Origin of the sequence: Marinobacter sp. KM021 (assembly GCF_050707965.1) — a bacterium.
Classification (GTDB): domain Bacteria; phylum Pseudomonadota; class Gammaproteobacteria; order Pseudomonadales; family Oleiphilaceae; genus Marinobacter; species Marinobacter shengliensis.
The window spans coordinates 650,386-665,843 of sequence record NZ_CP136129.1 but is presented as its reverse complement, the minus strand read 5'-3'; the positions used below and the strand labels follow the sequence as shown (position 1 = coordinate 665,843).

Below are 15,458 nucleotides of genomic sequence, written 5' to 3'. Positions count from 1 at the left end.
GCCGGCGGGCGCACCCGGAGCGTTTAACTGTTGGACATACTGATCCGCAACGCTGCCGCGGAAGCGAACGGGGCCAATGTCAGGGCCAGCACCAGAAATGCCCCCATCAGGGCCAGGTAGCCGGCCACCGGCGCACCTTCTGCCGCCGCTGCCACCGTGCCGGTACCGAAAATCAGCACGGGAATGTACAGCGGAATAATCAGTAATGACAAGAGCACGCCCGCAGAGCGCAGCCCAAGTGTTAATGCCGCACCAATGGAACCGATCAGGCTGAGCACCGGTGTGCCGATCAGCAGCGTTAGACACAGAATTGCAACAGAGTTCCCGTCCAGATGCACCATAACACCCAAAACCGGGGTCAATATCACCAGCGGCAGGCCTGTGAGCATCCAGTGCGCCAGTGTTTTTGCCAGGATAAGCAGGAACAGGGGCTGTGGCTGCAACACGAGCTGCTCCAGGGTGCCGTCATCAAAGTCGTGCCGGAACAGATGATCAAGGGACAGCAACACCGACAACAACGCTGCCACCCAGAGAATGCCCGCCCCAGACTGTTTCAGAAATCCTATCTCGGGGCTGACACCCAGGGGAAACAGGGTGACAACCATGACGAAAAACAAAAGAGGATTAAGCAAATCCTGCCGCTGCCGGAATGCGACCCGGACATCACGAGCAAATACCGCCACCATGGCACTGAGCGGCCCGACGCCCTGTTCCACCGGTTTTATCAAAGGGTGAGCCGAGCTATTCATCACACTGCCCCCCACCCAGGGTAATACGCCCCATCCCCTCAACCTGAAGGTCATGGTGGGTGGTGACCAGAATGGCGCCGCCCTCTGCCGCTCGTTGCTTGAGCAGGGTTTCAATGGCCTGAACGCCATCCGCGTCGATGGCAGTAAATACTTCGTCCAGCAACCACAGGGGTTCGTCGGCAATCAGCAACCGGGCCAGCGCGACCCGCCGCTGCTGGCCTGCCGAGAGGTTGCGACAGGGAACATGTTCATACCCCGCCAGGCCAGTGCCGGCCAGGGCCTGGGCCAACACCTCGTCATTGACCGGGCGGCGTCCCGCCATCAGTGCCCGCAGGTTTTCCATCGGTGTCAGCAATGGTTTGATACCAGGCCGATGACCCAGGTACAGGGTGTTTCGGTGAAACGACTCGCGATCATGCCCCCGGGGTTGCCCGCACCACAGAATGTCTCCAGACCAGGCATCGTTCAAACCCGCGAGAATACGTAACAGAGTGGTTTTACCTGAGCCATTGGGGCCCTCGACACGGGTGAGCGTACCGGGCACTATGGAGAAAGACAGGTTTTGGAACAACAGACGCTCATCCCGTTCACACTCGAGATCAACCGCCTGTAGTAACGGCTCGGACATCGTGGCCCCGTTTCAGGACGAAGGATGCGCAGCAGGCATCGGGTGCATGGATGAAGGTCACGCAGGTACCAACATGAAATCACGGCATTCACAGCCAGCGCGGCGTATTATAACGAAAGCGTTACCGGAATACTCTTGCCCGACATCAAATCCATGACAATGAAGCTGAACGGCGGACAACCTCCAGTCAAAACACCGGACGCGCCAGCGGCCCGGGGCTCCTCCGGGCAGGCTACCCCTGAACTTCGGGACGGTGCAACGTCTGTGCCCCGGGCAGACCCGCTCAAATCTGCACAGCAGCAGCTAATGCAACTCCGGCTCAGCAATAACGAAACCGCCCTGGCCCGGGTGGCCGACATTATTCAACAGAAAGGTGGTGGCCATGAGCTGCTTCTGGAGTTGCGTGGCCGTGCCCTGGCGGTGTCGACCGGCCCGGATTCCGCGGGCCTGTCCGCGGGCGATCTGATCAAGGTGATGCGGGCCGGCAACGAGCTGCGACTGCTTGGCAAACTGGCCCCGGGGCCAGATGCCAGTATTGCGCGGGCACTGGCCCAGAGGCTGCCCTGGCAACAGAATTTGCAGGCCGGGCTCGGGCAACTGCTGCAAAGCCTGACCAGTGGATTGAAGCCTGGGCTACAGCCTGGCCAACCACCGGCCGGGAATGCCACCCAGCCCTTGCCTGCCCTGGCCCAGCAACAACTGCAGAACCTGCTTGCCAGCCTGCCCCGCTCGGATGCCCTGGCACCCGGCGTGGGCAAGACCGATGGTATTGCCCAACAGGTCCGACAATGGCTAACCGAAAGTGGTGTTTTCGCAGAATCCAGGTTGTTGCATTCCAGCCAGGCCCAGGGTTCGCCGACCGATCTGAAGCTGGCCCTGGCTCGGGTTGCAGGCGCACTCCTGGCTGCACAGGGCCAGGGGCCCGAACACTTCAATCGGCTGACCCCCCTTGCCAGTCACGACCTGGTTCAATCCCCTCTGCAATTCCCGAATTTCACTGCTTCTTCATCATCCAGCACTGCCGAACCTATATCGGTGGCACAGGCCCTGCGCCTGCTGGCCGGCATGCTGAACCGGATTACCGTCAATCAACTCCATAGCCAGGTGCTTACTGCCAGGGCCGGTGCCGAACCCGGCACACCCATCAACACACTACTGATCGAATTGCCCTGGCTGACGCCGCAGCAGGAACCACGAATGGCACAACTGCGGCTGGAACAATATGAAAGGGGCGAGGAGTCTGCCAGAACCACCGGTCATGCCACTGTCAGTGAATGGCGACTGGCGCTTTCCATGGATCTGGACGAGGCCGGGCCTCTGCACTTCGACGTTTCTTTCCGGTATCCATCCGTCAGTGCACAGGTGTGGGCGGAAAAGCAGAGCACCCTGCGCCAGGTACACGAAGAACTGCCGCTGCTTCGGCAGAGCCTGGCCGACCTGGGGCTGGAGGTAAAAGACCTGGATTGCCGGCGCGGCAGCCCCCAGCGTACACAAACCCGACTGGAACACCGACTGGTGGACACCAAGGCATGAAGAACAAACAGACTGACACGGCCATACCGGCAGCCGTCGCCCTGAAATACGAAGGCGAGCGGGCACCGGTTATCGCAGCAACCGGGACCTGGGAACTGGCGGAAGAGATTATCCGCATCGCCAGGGAGCACGACGTGCCGCTGTATGAAAATACCGAGTTGGCCAGCATTCTCGCCAGACTGTCGTTGAACGAGGAAATCCCGGAAGAGCTTTACCGGGTGATTGCAGAAATACTCGCTTTCGCGTTCCATATTCGGGGCCGGAGGCCCGAATAACTTCCAGAGCCGTCTCCCGGCCCCGGATTTCGCCTACCAGAATGACATCCGGCTCTTCCCGTACCAACGCTCGCATGGCATCGGCAAAGCTGAAACCGATGTCCGCCCGGCCTTCCAGGCACACCGGTTTGCCGCCATCCTACAAAACGACCACCAGCGCCTGTGACAGCTTTGGATCAGGCCGCCTGACGTTTCTTCAGTGCTGACACCAGTTCGGCCTCGGGGCGGGATATTCCGCACGTATTCATAAGATCGTCTATATCTGCACCAAGATCAACCAGGCGCGCTGCTTCGTCGTAGGAAATTCTCAGTGGGTCGTTCTGGCGCATTTCATCCAGGGCATTACGCAATTCGTGCAGTTGCCGTTCGCAGGCCACCAGGCGCTGGCCGACGCCCATGCTGCCGCTGGTCGTAGCGTGCAATTCACGGCCCAGGGTGTCGCATCGCTGTTTTGTTGAAGCCCGCAATGCGCTGATCTGACGCCCGTGGATGACACCCTGAACCAGGACCAGGCCAATCGCGACTGCAGTCAGGCCCCAGGGGAGCCAGGAAGGAATGGTATAACTCATGACAGACGTCTCCCTTGTGTGTCACCACGGAAGACGTCCATCGGGAGCGCTGGAAGGAGAGGCCCTTACAGCGATGCGATTTCAGCCCACTCGTGGTCTGACAACATTTTGTCGAACTCGACGAGAATAATCAGCTCGCCATTCTTGTTGCACACGCCCAGGATAAACTTGGCACTTTCCTCGTTACCCACGTTCGGTGCAGTTTCAATTTCACTGGCCTTGAGATAGACCACCTCCGCCACTGAATCCACCAGAATACCCATGACCTGGCTGGAGGATTCCATCACTACAATTCGCGTGGCATCCGTCACTTCTGCGTCCGCCAGGCCGAAGCGCCGACGGGTGTCAATAACCGTAACCACGTTGCCCCGCAGGTTGATGATGCCCAGCACGTAATCCGGGGCACCCGGTACCGGAGCAATCTCGGTATACCGAAGTACTTCCTGGATTTGCATCACGTTGATGCCGTAGGTCTCATCATCCAGGCGGAAGGTCACGTACTGCAGTACCTGATCATCCTGGGCCTGATTTACTTGTCCGCTCGGGGATGCCATAGCGCTCTCTCCTTCTCGGCTGCCCGGCGGGCAACCTGATCGTCAAAAATTCATCATCAGTGCCCAATACTATAGTTAAGGGCACAAACCGTGCCAGCCTTGCACGGTTTCTTTCAGTAACCAATCTGTACAGTTTCCGCCTGTACGCGGTCACCTCAACTCAGATCCAGATGGTGCTCCCGCTCGGCTCTCACCAACAGATGCGCCATGGTTCTGACATCAATCAACGCGCACATGTGATCAATCACGGTTCCAGCCAGCCAGGGCCGCTTGCTACGCGCGGTGCGCCAGCGAACCTCATCTGGCTTGAGGGTGAACGATTGGGCAACATCGTCACAGGCCAGGCCCCAATCGCTGTCATCCAGACGGATCACAAACCGATAATTATCACGGGCACCGGCAGGAACCCGCCCAGCCATAATCCATTCTGCGGTGTCGACCACCCGCAGATTATGGTCACGATCCGGGCGAATGCCCATGTACCACCGGGGGCTGCCGGGAATGGGCCGGATTTCTTCTTCAATCCGATGAATGGCACCAAGCAGGACCAGGGGTACCGCAAGCTGCAGGCCCGCCACCGTAAAAATCAGGCACTCAAACGGCCCATGGGACCACTCTGGCCGGGTCGGCGGTTCCGTGCTGGCTGGCACCGGCTCCGGGGTGGTTGCCACTGCGACCTCCGGCTGCCGAACCTCTTGCACCTGAGGCAGCACAACCTCAGCGGACACCGGCGGTGCGGGCGGCGCCTTCTCGATAACCGGGGCAGGCTCCCGTTTCACTATCTCGGCCGCTTTTTCCCGGACTCTGGCTCTGGTTTCGGTCTTGGGTTCCGGCGCAGGCTGAACCTTTTCGGGTTCTTGCACCTGGGCACTGCTGGTTGCCGTGTGCAGAAGTTCGTCGAGGTAGCTGGCGATCGCCGCATCAGGCGTGGCCAGCTGTGCCATTTTTTTGTCAGCCATGCCGCCGCTCCTTCGCGGTAGCGGTTAACGCCAGAACATCGTCAAGCAGGTGCCGGTAGGCTCGAACGCCATGGGTGTCTGCATCCAGTGCCGATGGAATAACACCGGCCTGGCTGGCATCCCGGAACTTGGTGTCCACCGGAATGGCAAAACGCCAGAGCTTATCGCCGTAGGTTTTACGCAACAGATTCAGGCTCTTCACTGAGGCCTGGGTACGGCGATCGTAGAGCGTGGGCACAATGGTGTACGCCAATTCGTTCTTCTGGGAACGCATGATCATTTGCAAGGTGTGCAGCATGCGCTCCAGGCCCTTGATCGCCAGGAACTCGGTCTGTACCGGAATGATCAGGTGCTGGGCCGCCGCCAGGGCATTGACCATCAACACGCCCAACGACGGGGTGTTGTCCAGTATCACGTAGTCAAAGTCATCCCAGAGTTGCGCCAGGGCCCGGGAAACAATCAACCCCATCCCCTCCACGCCAATCATCCGTCGCTCAAGGGTGGCCAGGGCTGTGCTGGCCGGCAGCAACGACAGATTCGGACAACTGGTCTCGGTAATCAGCTGGGCAGGCAAGCCATCCGGCACCTTGCCCTGGTGCTGGAACAGATCGAAGACGCTATGTGCCAGCGAATCGGGGTCATACCCGAACCAGCTGGTCAGAGAGCCATGGGGGTCCAGGTCGACCACCAGCACGCGTTTGCCGCGTTCGGCCAACAACCCGCCCAGGGCTACCACCGAGGTTGTCTTACCTACACCACCTTTTTGATTGGCTACAGCCCAGATTCGCACTCTTGTCACTCCAGTTTGGCTATGCCCGACGGAAATACCGGCCGCTACTGACCATATCGGCACGCGGGCCCGAAACTTGACTGTCCGCTGTCCGTTTTACGCGGCAAGCCTTTGCCGATCCGGATGATAAAAAGACTGTAATACAGGAAGCGTGCCAGTTCGGCCATACGCATCTGCCACCGGCAGATTAGCGAACGGCACCACGAATACTGGCGTCTCGGGAAATCAGAAGCACAACCCGGCGATTACGGCGCCGCCCTTCCTCGGTGTCGTTTCTCGCTACCGGCTGGTACTGGCCGTAACCCACCGCCGCCAGACGTTCGGGCTCTACACCTTCCATCATCAACATACGAGCCACGGCCGATGCCCTGGCGCTGGAAAGCTCCCAATTGGATGGAAACCGGCTGGTTCTGATTGGCTGGTTATCGGTAAACCCCTCCACCTTGATGGCATTATCCCGGTTGCGAAGCACCGTCGCGATCTTCTCGATCACCTGGAATGCGTCATAGTGAGGTTCGGCGTCGCCACTACTGAACAGCATGCTGTTTGGCAGGTTGAGTTCCAACCACTGTTCATTGGTTTCCAGGCTGACCACGCCCTGGCTGATCAGTTCATCAAACTCCATAGTCAGTTGATCTGCCATGGTTCTGAGGGCTTGTGTGCGGCTTTCGGCATCCAGTTGAGGATTGCGCGGCGCCTCGGTGACCGGCGGGGGAATAACGTCTTCTGGTGAACTGGTCGGGACCCGCAGTGGCTGGTCGCCCACCTGGACAGGCTGCACCGAGCGCTGGGGGGCGTTAAACACGCCTGTCAGGGTTTCGGACAGAACTTTGTATTTACCCTCGTTAACGGAAGACACCGAGTACATGACAACAAAAAAAGCGAACAGAAGCGTGATGAAATCCGCATAGGAGATCAGCCAACGCTCCTTATTGTGCAGGTCATCCTGGGGTTGTCTGCGCCGACGCATAGGCTAGTCCGTCCTGATTACTGCAGGAAGCCCCGCAGCCTCAGTTCAATGGATTTCGGGTTCTCACCCTCAGCGATGGCGATGATGCCATCGATCATCATGTCTTCGTAGCGGGTACGTTCCTTGACGATACTTCGCAACTTGTTGGCGACAGGGAAAAACAGCAGGTTGGCCAGGGCCACGCCGTAGATGGTGGCTACAAACGCGGTGGCAATGCCGCTACCCAGAGACTGCGGGTCTTCAAGGTTGGTCATCACCTGAATCAGGCCCATGACCGCCCCAATGATACCGATCGTCGGCGAATAACCACCCATGGCTTCATAGATACGCGCCGCCTCAAGATCCCGCTGCTCACGGGATTCCAGATCCACTTCCATAATGCTGCGGATGGCTTCCGGCTCAGCGCCATCAACCAGCAATTGCAGCCCCTTGCGGGCAAATTTCTCCGGCTCCCGCTCTGCCAGGCCTTCAAGGCCCAGCAAACCCTGCTTACGAGCTTTGACGCTCCAGTCGATGACCTTGCCAATACCATCTTCCAGGCTGATATAGGGCGGTACGAATACCCAGCGAATCTGCGCCATGGCCCGCTTGAGCATGGGCCAGGAGGTTTGCAGAATGGTGGCCGCCAGTGTGCCCCCAACCACAATCAGCCCGGCGGGCCCGTTGAACAGGGACCCGACCGCACCACCTTCCAGCAGGTTGCCACCCAGGATGGCTACAAACGCAAGGATGATACCCAGCAGGCTCAGAATATCCATCAGCTCACGCCTTCAACCAGCCGGGGGCCAACTTCATCAAGCGGCAGGATTTCGTCACTCAATCCGGCCTTGGCAACGGCCATGGGCATGCCGTAGATGACCGAGGATTTCTCATCCTGGGACCAGACCACTGAGCCAGACTGCTTCATCATCCGGCAGCCTTCCTTACCGTCTGCTCCCATTCCCGTCAGGATGACGCCCAGGGTTTTCCCCGGGAAGCTTCGGGCAAGAGAACCGAAAGTGACATCCACACAGGGTTTGTAATTCAGCCGTTCGTCACCCGGCAGGATCCTGACTCTCGCCTGACCGCCACGATTTTCGATCATCATCTGCTTGCCGCCAGGCGCCAACAAGGCATGGCCAGGCTTCAGGATATCGCCATCTTCGGCCTGCTTGACCTGAATACGGCAAAGTTTGTTCAGGCGCTCGGCAAAAGCCGGGGTAAAGCTGGCAGGCATGTGCTGAACCAGCACAATGGGAGCCGGGAAAGAGGCCGGCAGCGCGGTCAAGACCTTCTGTAACGCAACCGGTCCTCCCGTGGAAGTGCCAATTGCAACCAAGCTGTAATGTCTTGGTGCGGCTTTCCGGGAGGGCCGTCTTGGAGTTTCCGGCTCGCGGGTCGGCTCTGGCTGGACTGGAGCCGGGGCTGAGCGGTCGCGGGTTACCGGTCTGGCGGGCCGCTCTGGAGGCTGCGGGGCAGCCGGGCGCGTAACCCCGGGACGCGGAGCTGCCGGGCGTGCAGCCGGGGCCGCAGAACGACCGCTGGGCTTGCTGCCGGCCACGTCAAGAATCCGATCGATGAGGATTTTCTGAAGTTGGCTGGTATCCCGGGCAATTTCCTCGAAGTTCTTGGGCAGGAAGTCCACTGCCCCGGCTTCCAGGGCATCCAGAGTAACCCGCGCACCCTCATACGTCAGAGATGAGAACATCAACACCGGGGTCGGGTGCTTTTTCATGATTTCACGAACCGCCGAAATACCATCCATCACGGGCATTTCGTAGTCCATGGTAATCACATCAGGGCGCAGCTTTTCGGCCAGCTCCACCCCTTCACGGCCATTGGTTGCCGCACCAACAACCTCAATTTGCCCCGAGGCCGTGAGGATTTCCGTCAGCCGTTTGCGAAAGAACCCTGAATCATCAACGACCAGGACAGAAACTGTCATCCATTTCTCCTAAACAATCCTGCATGTTATCTGCCCCGGTACCGCTAACCGTAATGTTGAAGAAGGCTGGGTACGTCAATAATCAGGGCAATGCGGCCGTCACCGGTGATGGTGGCCCCGGCCATACCGGGCGTACCCTGTAACGCCCGCCCCAGGGGCTTGATCACCACCTCTTCCTGGCCGATCAGCTGGTCCACCACGAACCCGACCTGCTTTGTACCCATGGCCACAATCACCACATGGGCGTTTTCCGGCTCTTTCTGACCAGCCGCGCCATGTACCAGCCAGCGCTTGATGTGGAACAGCGGGAATACCTTGTCACGCACCACAATGCATTCCCGGCCATCGACGATGTTCGTTTTCGACAGATCCAGATGGAAAATTTCAACCACGTTCACCAGGGGCAAGGCGAAAGACTGATCGCCCAGCATGATCATCAGCGTAGGCATGATCGCCAGGGTGAGCGGCACCTTGATAATAATGCTGGTGCCCTTGCCCTGTTCAGACACGATGTTGATCTGGCCGTTAAGTTGGCCGATCTTGGTTTTCACCACGTCCATGCCCACGCCTCGGCCAGAAACATCGGATATCTGTTCCTTGGTCGAGAAACCGGCGGCAAAAATCAGGTTAAAACACTCGTTATCGGTCAGTCGATCTGCGGCGTCCTGGTCGTACAGTCCTTTCTCCACCGCTTTTCGGCGCAGAACATCAGGGTTCATACCCGCGCCATCGTCAGAGATGGAAAGCAGGATATGATCCCCCTCCTGTTCCGCAGACAGGGTCACAGTGCCTGCACGGGGCTTACCGGCCTTTTCCCGCACCTCTGGCATTTCAATGCCATGATCAACGGAGTTTCTGACCAGGTGAACCAGCGGGTCGGACAGCGCTTCGACCAGGTTCTTGTCCAGGTCGGTTTCTTCCCCGTGCATCACCAGGTTGATTTCTTTCTTCAGCCCTCGGGCCAGGTCTCGTACCACCCGTGGGAAGCGCCCGAATACCTTTTTGATCGGTTGCATGCGGGTCTGCATGACCGCCGCCTGCAAATCGGTGGTCACCACGTCGAGGTTGGCGACCGCCTTGTGCATATGTTCATCTTCGCTCTCGGAGCCCAGGCGCTGCAGGCGATTACGGACCAGTACCAGCTCACCCACCATATTCATGATGTCGTCAAGGCGCTTGGTATCCACCCGCACGGTGGTCTCGGCTGCGGGCGCCGCATCTCTTGCCGGGGCGGAGGGGGCTGCCGGCTTGGCTTCCTGCCTGGCGGGTTCCGGTTGTTTTGGTTCCGGCTTCTTTGGCTCAGGCTTGGCCGCAGGCTCAGGTTTGGTCTCCGCTGCGGGGGCCGCACCAGGGCTCTTGCCTTTGCCATGCAGCTCATCCAGCAGGTTTTCAAACTCGTCATCGGTGATCAGATCATCACCAGTGGATGATTTTTCCGGCTCTTCTGGTTCCGGCTCCGGCGGGGTGTCGTTTTCAACAACCGGGGGGCCAGCAAACTGGCCTTTACCATGCAACTGGTCCAGCAGGGCTTCAAATTCGTCGTCGGTGATCTCGTCGCCGTCTGACCCGGCGTCGTTGGCGGAGGTGTTTTCCGGTGCGGCCGCCGGCTGTTGCTCTGCACCTTTTTCATCGGCCAGGGCATCCAGCAGTTGCTCAAACTCTTCGTCGGTAATATCGCCGGAATCATTGCCCGCACCGGCGGCAGGTTCGGGTTCTGGCGTTGCCGGTGCCGGCGCTGCCGTGTCGCCTTCCGGCTTGGCAAGTTCATCCAGCGCAGCGATCAATTCGTCCGGAGCCGGAGTCGGCTCTTCACGGTTACGAACCTGATCAAACATGGCGTTGACGTGGTCCAGAGCTTCCAGCACCACGTCCATCAATTCGGAGGTGACCTTGCGCTTGTGGTTGCGGAGGATATCGAACACATTTTCCGCAGAGTGACAGCAGTTGACCAGCGCTTCGAGCTGCAGGAACCCGGCACCGCCCTTGACCGTGTGGAAACCACGGAAGATGGCGTTGAGCAGGTTGCTGTCATCCGGATGCTGCTCAAGATCTACCAGCTGCTCGGACAGCTTTTCGAGAATCTCGCCGGCTTCAACCAGGAAGTCCTGCAGGATCTCTTCGTCGGCATCAAACGCCATGCGTCACCCTCTATAATCGTTCAGAAACCGAGACTGGATAACAGGTCATCAACGTCGTCCTGCCCCGAAACTACATCATCACGCTCCTCAGCCTTGATCTGAGGCCCTACCCCTTTTTCGGCCGATTCTTCTTTTTCTTCAATCTGGTGCACGGTGCCGGTGAGCTGGTCCACGTGGCTGGCCATCACCACCAGGCCAAGCAGGTTCTCTTCGACTTCTTTCACAAGAGCCGTTACTTTCTGGATAACCTGCCCGGTAAGATCCTGGAAGTCCTGGGCCAGAAGGATTTCTGACAGGTTGCTGTACAGGGTATCGGAATCTGTGGCCAGGCCCGCAAAGAAGCGATCAATGCGGCCGTACAGCTCCCGGAATTCTGCCGGCTCCATTTCCCGACGGCGCAACCGCTGCCATTCGTCTCGCAGGGCGGTCGCTTCGTCGCGCATGGTATGCGCCACCGGCATGCTTTCTTCGACCAGGTCCATGGTGCGATTGGCCGCCTGGCTGGTCATCTGGACAACGTAGGCCAGCCGATCCGAGGCATCGGACATCTTGGACAAGGCTTCTTTCTGCTCGGCACTGCGGGCGTCTATCTGAAAATTTCGGATAGCCTCGTGCAGGCTCCGGGTCAACCGCCCCACTTCCCGATAGAGGCTCTGGTCGCGAACTTCACTAAGCTCGTTGATCACCGACATCGCACGGGCGTAATCGCCGGAACTGATGCATTCGGCCAGTTCGGAGCTTTGCTGCTGGAGCTTTTCGGTTACCTCCGGGTCGAGGCCCTGATGGTTCTCGTTCTTGTCAGTCATGACAGCCATCCGACCTCTGGTTACTGGATTCGCTCGAAGATCTTCTCAATCTTTTCCTTGAGAACGGCAGCGGTAAACGGTTTGACGACGTACCCGTTAACGCCGGCCTGCGCCGCCGCCACAATCTGGTCACGCTTGGCCTCCGCGGTTACCATCAGCACCGGCAGGTTCTTCAGGTTCTCGTCTGCCCGCACCGCCTTGAGCAGATCAAAACCCGACATGCCAGGCATGTTCCAGTCGGTCACCAGGAAGTCGTACTTGCCGCTCCTGAGCATGGGCAATGCAGTGTTGCCATCGTCCGCTTCATCCGTATTGGTGAAGCCAAGATCGCGCAGCAGATTCTTGATGATTCGCCGCATTGTGGAAAAGTCATCCACAATGAGAATTTTCATGTTTTTGTCCAATGGGACCTCCAGTCAGTAACACCCGGATTTCATTAAGCCTTTTGAAAGTCTAGCAGGCCGCTGCTTTAACCGCTTATTGTGTGGTGTTTGGCCGCGTTGTAAAGCGCCGGTTACCAAAATCTACACAGTTACGCGCCGCGCGGTCAGCGCCGGCCCGGTTTATTCTGGCTCGTCTTCCCGCCAATCGGACAACCGCCCCCTGAGACGAAGGGCCGCCTGGCTATGAATCTGGCTGACCCGGCTCTCGCTGACGCCCAGCACCGCGCCGATTTCCTTCAGGTTGAGCTCTTCCTGGTAGTAGAGGCTCAACACCAGCTTTTCTCGCTCAGGAAGCTCTTCGATTGCCTCTGCCAGGCTTTTCTGGAATGCATTTGATGCAATGCCATCCAGGGGATTATCGCTGGCCTCTGTTTCTTCTATCGGCAGCTCTCCGGATTCATTGAGCTCATCAAGGCTAAAAAGTCGGCCACTGTTGGCGTCTGCCAGGGACGCATGATATTCCGACAGGTCAATGCCCAGCTCTTCGGCAACATCGACATCCTGGGCCTCGCGCCCGGTGCGGTCTTCAACCGTTTTGATGGCTGCCGCGATACGGCGGGCATTGCGGTGAACGGAGCGGGGAACCCAGTCGCCCTTGCGGATTTCATCCACCATGGCACCGCGGATACGAATGCCTGCGTAGGTTTCAAAGGTGGCACCCTTGCCGGTGGAATAGCGTTGTGCAGCTTCCAGCAGGCCAATCATGCCGGCCTGCATGAGGTCTTCAAGCTGAACCGAGGCCGGCAAACGGGCCATCAGATGAAGGGCGATTTTCTTGACCAGCGGCGCATGCTCCTCAATCAGCTGAGAGGGGCCTTTTGCGCCAGCCTGATGGTAGATTCCCAGGTTTTTCGCCAATGTCATGTATCCGGTTTTCTTATAGGACTGGATTCAGATCAGACTTCGACGAGCCGCTCCACGAAAAACTCCAGATGCCCTCTTGGCGATGATGGCAGCGGCCAGCTGTCCACTTTCTCTGCCAGGGCACGGATCGCCAGCGACGCCTTAGCCCGTGGATAGGCATCCAGAACGGCCCGCTGCCGCTGAACGGCTTTTTTGACGGCTTCGTCGTAAGGCACGATACCTACATATTGTAGTGCTACATCAAGGAAACGCTCGGTGACACGGGTCAGTTTTTCATACAGATGCCGGCCTTCCTGCTCATTTCGCACCTGATTCGCCAGAATACGGAAACGGTTGGTGCCGTAGTCGCGATTCATCAGTTTGATCAGGGCATAGGCATCGGTAATGGAGGTAGGCTCATCGCACACCACCAGCAGCAATTCCTGGGAGGCCCGCAGGAAACTGACGACCGACTCGGAAATACCGGCTGCTGTGTCAACAATCAGCACATCAATCTGGTCACCCAGCTCGCTGAAGGCGTTGATCAGCCCTGCATGTTCCATCGGGCTCAACTGGGTCATACGCTGGGTGCCGGACGATGCGGGGACAATCTTGATACCACCCGGGCCGTTGACCAGAACGTCCTTGAGGTCGCACTCGCCACTGAGCACATCCTGCAGATTGCGATTGGCGGTAATGCCCAACAGCACGTCGATATTGGCAAGGCCAAGGTCTGCATCCAGCAACACCACCCGCCGGCCTTTCTGGGCCAGCGCGATACCGAGGTTGACGGACACATTACTCTTGCCGACACCGCCCTTGCCGCCGGTAACCGCAATCACCTGAACCGGATGTGGTCTGCTCATACTGTTATCAGTCTCTTACTGCGTTCTTGTGTGGGCACAAACGGCAGCGCACCGGCTGTACCACCGGGCCTCAGGCCCCTTCTGCAACGGCCTGGCCGTGCTGCATTGTTTTCAGGCGTTCTACGCCCAACCGCACCAGAGGAATGGCCTCTGCCCGGTGCAGGTCTTCGGGAATCTTCTGGCCATCGGTATACCATGCCACTGGCAGGCCGGTTTCCATGACAAAGCCCAAAGACTCACCCAGTGTCAGCGCTTCGTCAATTTTGGTCATCACGCAGCCTGCAAGGTTTGCCATCTTATAGCAATGCCACACGGATTTCATGATGCGCGGCTGGCTGGTGGCAGACACGACCAGATGGGTACGGATATTGTGATCGCTCCGGGCCAACTCCGCCAGCTGTTCCTGATAACCGCGATCCGAGCTGGTCAGCCCGGCAGTATCAATCAGAACCAGGTGCCGGTCTGACAATTCGTCCAGAATGTCATCCAGGGAATGACTCTCGTCCACAACCCGGACCGGAACATTGAGGATACGGCCAAACACAAACAGCTGTTCATGGGCTGCCACCCGGTAGCGATCGGTGGTGACCAAAGCCAGGGAATCCGGCCCGTGCTCCAGTACATATTGGGCTGCCAGCTTGCCAATGGTGGTGGTCTTCCCAGACCCGGTTGGCCCCACCAGCGCATAGACGCCGCCGGCCTCAAGCCAGTGTTCCCGAGCGGTACGTACGCCGGTGGCCAGCATCTTCAGGGATTGCTTCCAACCGTCTTCCAACCTGCCGGCGCGATGCTGACGGGACAGAGAGGTTGCCAGCTCCGCGCCCAGGCCAAATTCCTGCAGCCGCTCTGCAAGCCTCTGCTGAACCGCATTGGATGCCGCGACTGCAGGCTTCTCGGGTACCGAGGTACGGCCGCTGACCATCTCTCTCAGGGAGTTGATTTCCGCTCTCATGCTCGCCAACTCATCCGAGTAGCCCGCCTCTGGTCGGCCACCCGCATTGCCCACCGAGGTCGATCCACCAGCCAACTCACCTGACCAGTCGGCAGCCGGCCGATCATCAGCCAGTGCACGATCATATTCCGCGCCGACACCCGCCCGCTTCTCCCGCACTTCGCGAATGCGACTGCGCGATCGGTTCAACTCTTCTTCCAACCGACGATGCTGGTCTGCCTGCAGCTCCGCCAGGCGCGAGCCGTTGGTGGCCTGTGCCGCTTTCTCGCCAAGGCGCTGGCGTGCCATATTTTCGTCATAGTCCAGGGCCGTCACAATTTCGACGCCTCCGTCCACCCGGCGATTGGACAAAATAACGGCATCCGGCCCCATCTCATGACTGACCTGTTTCAGGGCTTCGGCCATGGTCTTTGCAAAAAACCGTTGTACTTTCATAACGCTTCATCCTCCACCGGCGTG

The 15,458-nt window shown here is 58.7% G+C and carries 17 protein-coding genes; 2 read left to right on the top strand and 15 right to left on the bottom strand.

Annotated elements, in window-relative coordinates:
• Positions 1-23: 23 nt before the first annotated feature.
• The gene (gene ccmB / locus RVM24_RS03175; protein WP_230714292.1) at positions 24-749 is read right to left on the bottom strand and encodes a heme exporter protein CcmB; all 726 of its coding nucleotides are present in this window, start codon (positions 747-749) and stop codon (positions 24-26) included.
• Positions 742-1,377 carry a cytochrome c biogenesis heme-transporting ATPase CcmA gene (gene ccmA / locus RVM24_RS03170; protein ID WP_106695419.1) on the bottom strand — a complete coding sequence of 212 codons (636 nt, stop codon included), beginning with the start codon at positions 1,375-1,377 and terminating at the stop codon, positions 742-744. The genes ccmB and ccmA overlap by 8 nt, the downstream gene beginning before the upstream one ends.
• Positions 1,378-1,512: 135 nt before the next feature.
• Between ccmA and RVM24_RS03165 the strand changes: the two genes are divergently transcribed.
• Together RVM24_RS03165 and RVM24_RS03160 are read left to right on the top strand one after the other, a co-directional pair.
• Positions 1,513-2,910, top strand: a complete 1,398-nt coding sequence (locus RVM24_RS03165; protein ID WP_431474949.1) for a flagellar hook-length control protein FliK — start codon at positions 1,513-1,515, stop codon at positions 2,908-2,910.
• The gene (locus RVM24_RS03160) at positions 2,907-3,185 is read left to right on the top strand and encodes an EscU/YscU/HrcU family type III secretion system export apparatus switch protein (protein WP_230714296.1); all 279 of its coding nucleotides are present in this window, start codon (positions 2,907-2,909) and stop codon (positions 3,183-3,185) included. Before RVM24_RS03165 ends, RVM24_RS03160 begins: the two co-directional genes overlap by 4 nt.
• Positions 3,186-3,361: 176 nt before the next feature.
• Here the strand turns inward: RVM24_RS03160 and RVM24_RS03155 are convergent, their stop codons facing one another.
• The 13 genes from RVM24_RS03155 to flhF form a co-directional block, all read right to left on the bottom strand.
• Positions 3,362-3,754 carry a DUF2802 domain-containing protein gene (locus tag RVM24_RS03155; RefSeq protein ID WP_061331825.1) on the bottom strand — a complete coding sequence of 131 codons (393 nt, stop codon included), beginning with the start codon at positions 3,752-3,754 and terminating at the stop codon, positions 3,362-3,364.
• Positions 3,755-3,819: 65 nt separating this feature from the next.
• Entirely contained in the window at positions 3,820-4,308 is a 489-nt protein-coding gene (locus RVM24_RS03150; RefSeq protein ID WP_431474948.1) for a chemotaxis protein CheW, read from the bottom strand.
• 155 nt (positions 4,309-4,463) lie between these two features.
• Positions 4,464-5,267 carry a chemotaxis protein CheW gene (locus RVM24_RS03145; protein WP_431474947.1) on the bottom strand — a complete coding sequence of 268 codons (804 nt, stop codon included), beginning with the start codon at positions 5,265-5,267 and terminating at the stop codon, positions 4,464-4,466.
• Positions 5,260-6,057, bottom strand: coding sequence for a ParA family protein (locus RVM24_RS03140; RefSeq protein WP_072677650.1), 798 nt, complete (start codon positions 6,055-6,057; stop codon positions 5,260-5,262). Before RVM24_RS03140 ends, RVM24_RS03145 begins: the two co-directional genes overlap by 8 nt.
• Before the next feature lie 187 nt (positions 6,058-6,244).
• Positions 6,245-7,027, bottom strand: coding sequence for a flagellar motor protein MotD (motD, locus tag RVM24_RS03135; protein ID WP_431474946.1), 783 nt, complete (start codon positions 7,025-7,027; stop codon positions 6,245-6,247).
• Between the two features lie 17 nt (positions 7,028-7,044).
• A complete protein-coding gene (locus RVM24_RS03130; protein ID WP_061331820.1) occupies positions 7,045-7,785 on the bottom strand; it encodes a flagellar motor protein in 741 nt (246 codons plus the stop codon).
• Positions 7,785-8,951, bottom strand: coding sequence for a protein-glutamate methylesterase/protein-glutamine glutaminase (locus tag RVM24_RS03125; protein ID WP_431474945.1), 1,167 nt, complete (start codon positions 8,949-8,951; stop codon positions 7,785-7,787). The genes RVM24_RS03130 and RVM24_RS03125 overlap by 1 nt, the downstream gene beginning before the upstream one ends.
• Before the next feature lie 44 nt (positions 8,952-8,995).
• On the bottom strand, positions 8,996-11,089 hold the full coding sequence (locus RVM24_RS03120; protein WP_431474944.1) for a chemotaxis protein CheA: 2,094 nt from the start codon (positions 11,087-11,089) through the stop codon (positions 8,996-8,998).
• A gap of 20 nt (positions 11,090-11,109) precedes the next feature.
• Positions 11,110-11,895: a protein phosphatase CheZ gene (locus tag RVM24_RS03115; RefSeq protein ID WP_106696002.1), complete on the bottom strand. Its 786-nt coding sequence runs from the start codon at positions 11,893-11,895 to the stop codon at positions 11,110-11,112.
• Positions 11,896-11,915: 20 nt separating this feature from the next.
• Positions 11,916-12,299, bottom strand: coding sequence for a chemotaxis response regulator CheY (gene cheY / locus RVM24_RS03110; RefSeq protein WP_011785448.1), 384 nt, complete (start codon positions 12,297-12,299; stop codon positions 11,916-11,918).
• A 159-nt stretch (positions 12,300-12,458) separates the two neighbouring features.
• Positions 12,459-13,202, bottom strand: coding sequence for an RNA polymerase sigma factor FliA (locus tag RVM24_RS03105; RefSeq protein WP_061331817.1), 744 nt, complete (start codon positions 13,200-13,202; stop codon positions 12,459-12,461).
• Positions 13,203-13,234: 32 nt separating this feature from the next.
• Positions 13,235-14,047: a MinD/ParA family protein gene (locus RVM24_RS03100; RefSeq protein WP_058090155.1), complete on the bottom strand. Its 813-nt coding sequence runs from the start codon at positions 14,045-14,047 to the stop codon at positions 13,235-13,237.
• 70 nt (positions 14,048-14,117) lie between these two features.
• On the bottom strand, positions 14,118-15,434 hold the full coding sequence (gene flhF, locus RVM24_RS03095) for a flagellar biosynthesis protein FlhF (RefSeq protein WP_061331816.1): 1,317 nt from the start codon (positions 15,432-15,434) through the stop codon (positions 14,118-14,120).
• Positions 15,435-15,458: the final 24 nt, after the last annotated feature.

Bases quoted from the DNA above. Each gene is read 5' to 3' on its own strand.
- ccmB (WP_230714292.1), bottom strand. From the start codon at position 749: ATGAATAGCTCGGCTCACCCTTTGATAAAACCGGTGGAACAGGGCGTC.
- ccmA (WP_106695419.1), bottom strand. From the start codon at position 1,377: ATGTCCGAGCCGTTACTACAGGCGGTTGATCTCGAGTGTGAACGGGAT.
- RVM24_RS03160 (WP_230714296.1), top strand. From the start codon at position 2,907: ATGAAGAACAAACAGACTGACACGGCCATACCGGCAGCCGTCGCCCTG.
- RVM24_RS03155 (WP_061331825.1), bottom strand. From the start codon at position 3,754: ATGAGTTATACCATTCCTTCCTGGCTCCCCTGGGGCCTGACTGCAGTC.
- RVM24_RS03150 (WP_431474948.1), bottom strand. From the start codon at position 4,308: ATGGCATCCCCGAGCGGACAAGTAAATCAGGCCCAGGATGATCAGGTA.
- RVM24_RS03145 (WP_431474947.1), bottom strand. From the start codon at position 5,267: ATGGCTGACAAAAAAATGGCACAGCTGGCCACGCCTGATGCGGCGATC.
- motD (WP_431474946.1), bottom strand. From the start codon at position 7,027: ATGCGTCGGCGCAGACAACCCCAGGATGACCTGCACAATAAGGAGCGT.
- RVM24_RS03130 (WP_061331820.1), bottom strand. From the start codon at position 7,785: ATGGATATTCTGAGCCTGCTGGGTATCATCCTTGCGTTTGTAGCCATC.
- RVM24_RS03125 (WP_431474945.1), bottom strand. From the start codon at position 8,951: ATGACAGTTTCTGTCCTGGTCGTTGATGATTCAGGGTTCTTTCGCAAA.
- RVM24_RS03120 (WP_431474944.1), bottom strand. From the start codon at position 11,089: ATGGCGTTTGATGCCGACGAAGAGATCCTGCAGGACTTCCTGGTTGAA.
- RVM24_RS03115 (WP_106696002.1), bottom strand. From the start codon at position 11,895: ATGACTGACAAGAACGAGAACCATCAGGGCCTCGACCCGGAGGTAACC.
- RVM24_RS03105 (WP_061331817.1), bottom strand. From the start codon at position 13,202: ATGACATTGGCGAAAAACCTGGGAATCTACCATCAGGCTGGCGCAAAA.
- RVM24_RS03100 (WP_058090155.1), bottom strand. From the start codon at position 14,047: ATGAGCAGACCACATCCGGTTCAGGTGATTGCGGTTACCGGCGGCAAG.
- flhF (WP_061331816.1), bottom strand. From the start codon at position 15,434: ATGAAAGTACAACGGTTTTTTGCAAAGACCATGGCCGAAGCCCTGAAA.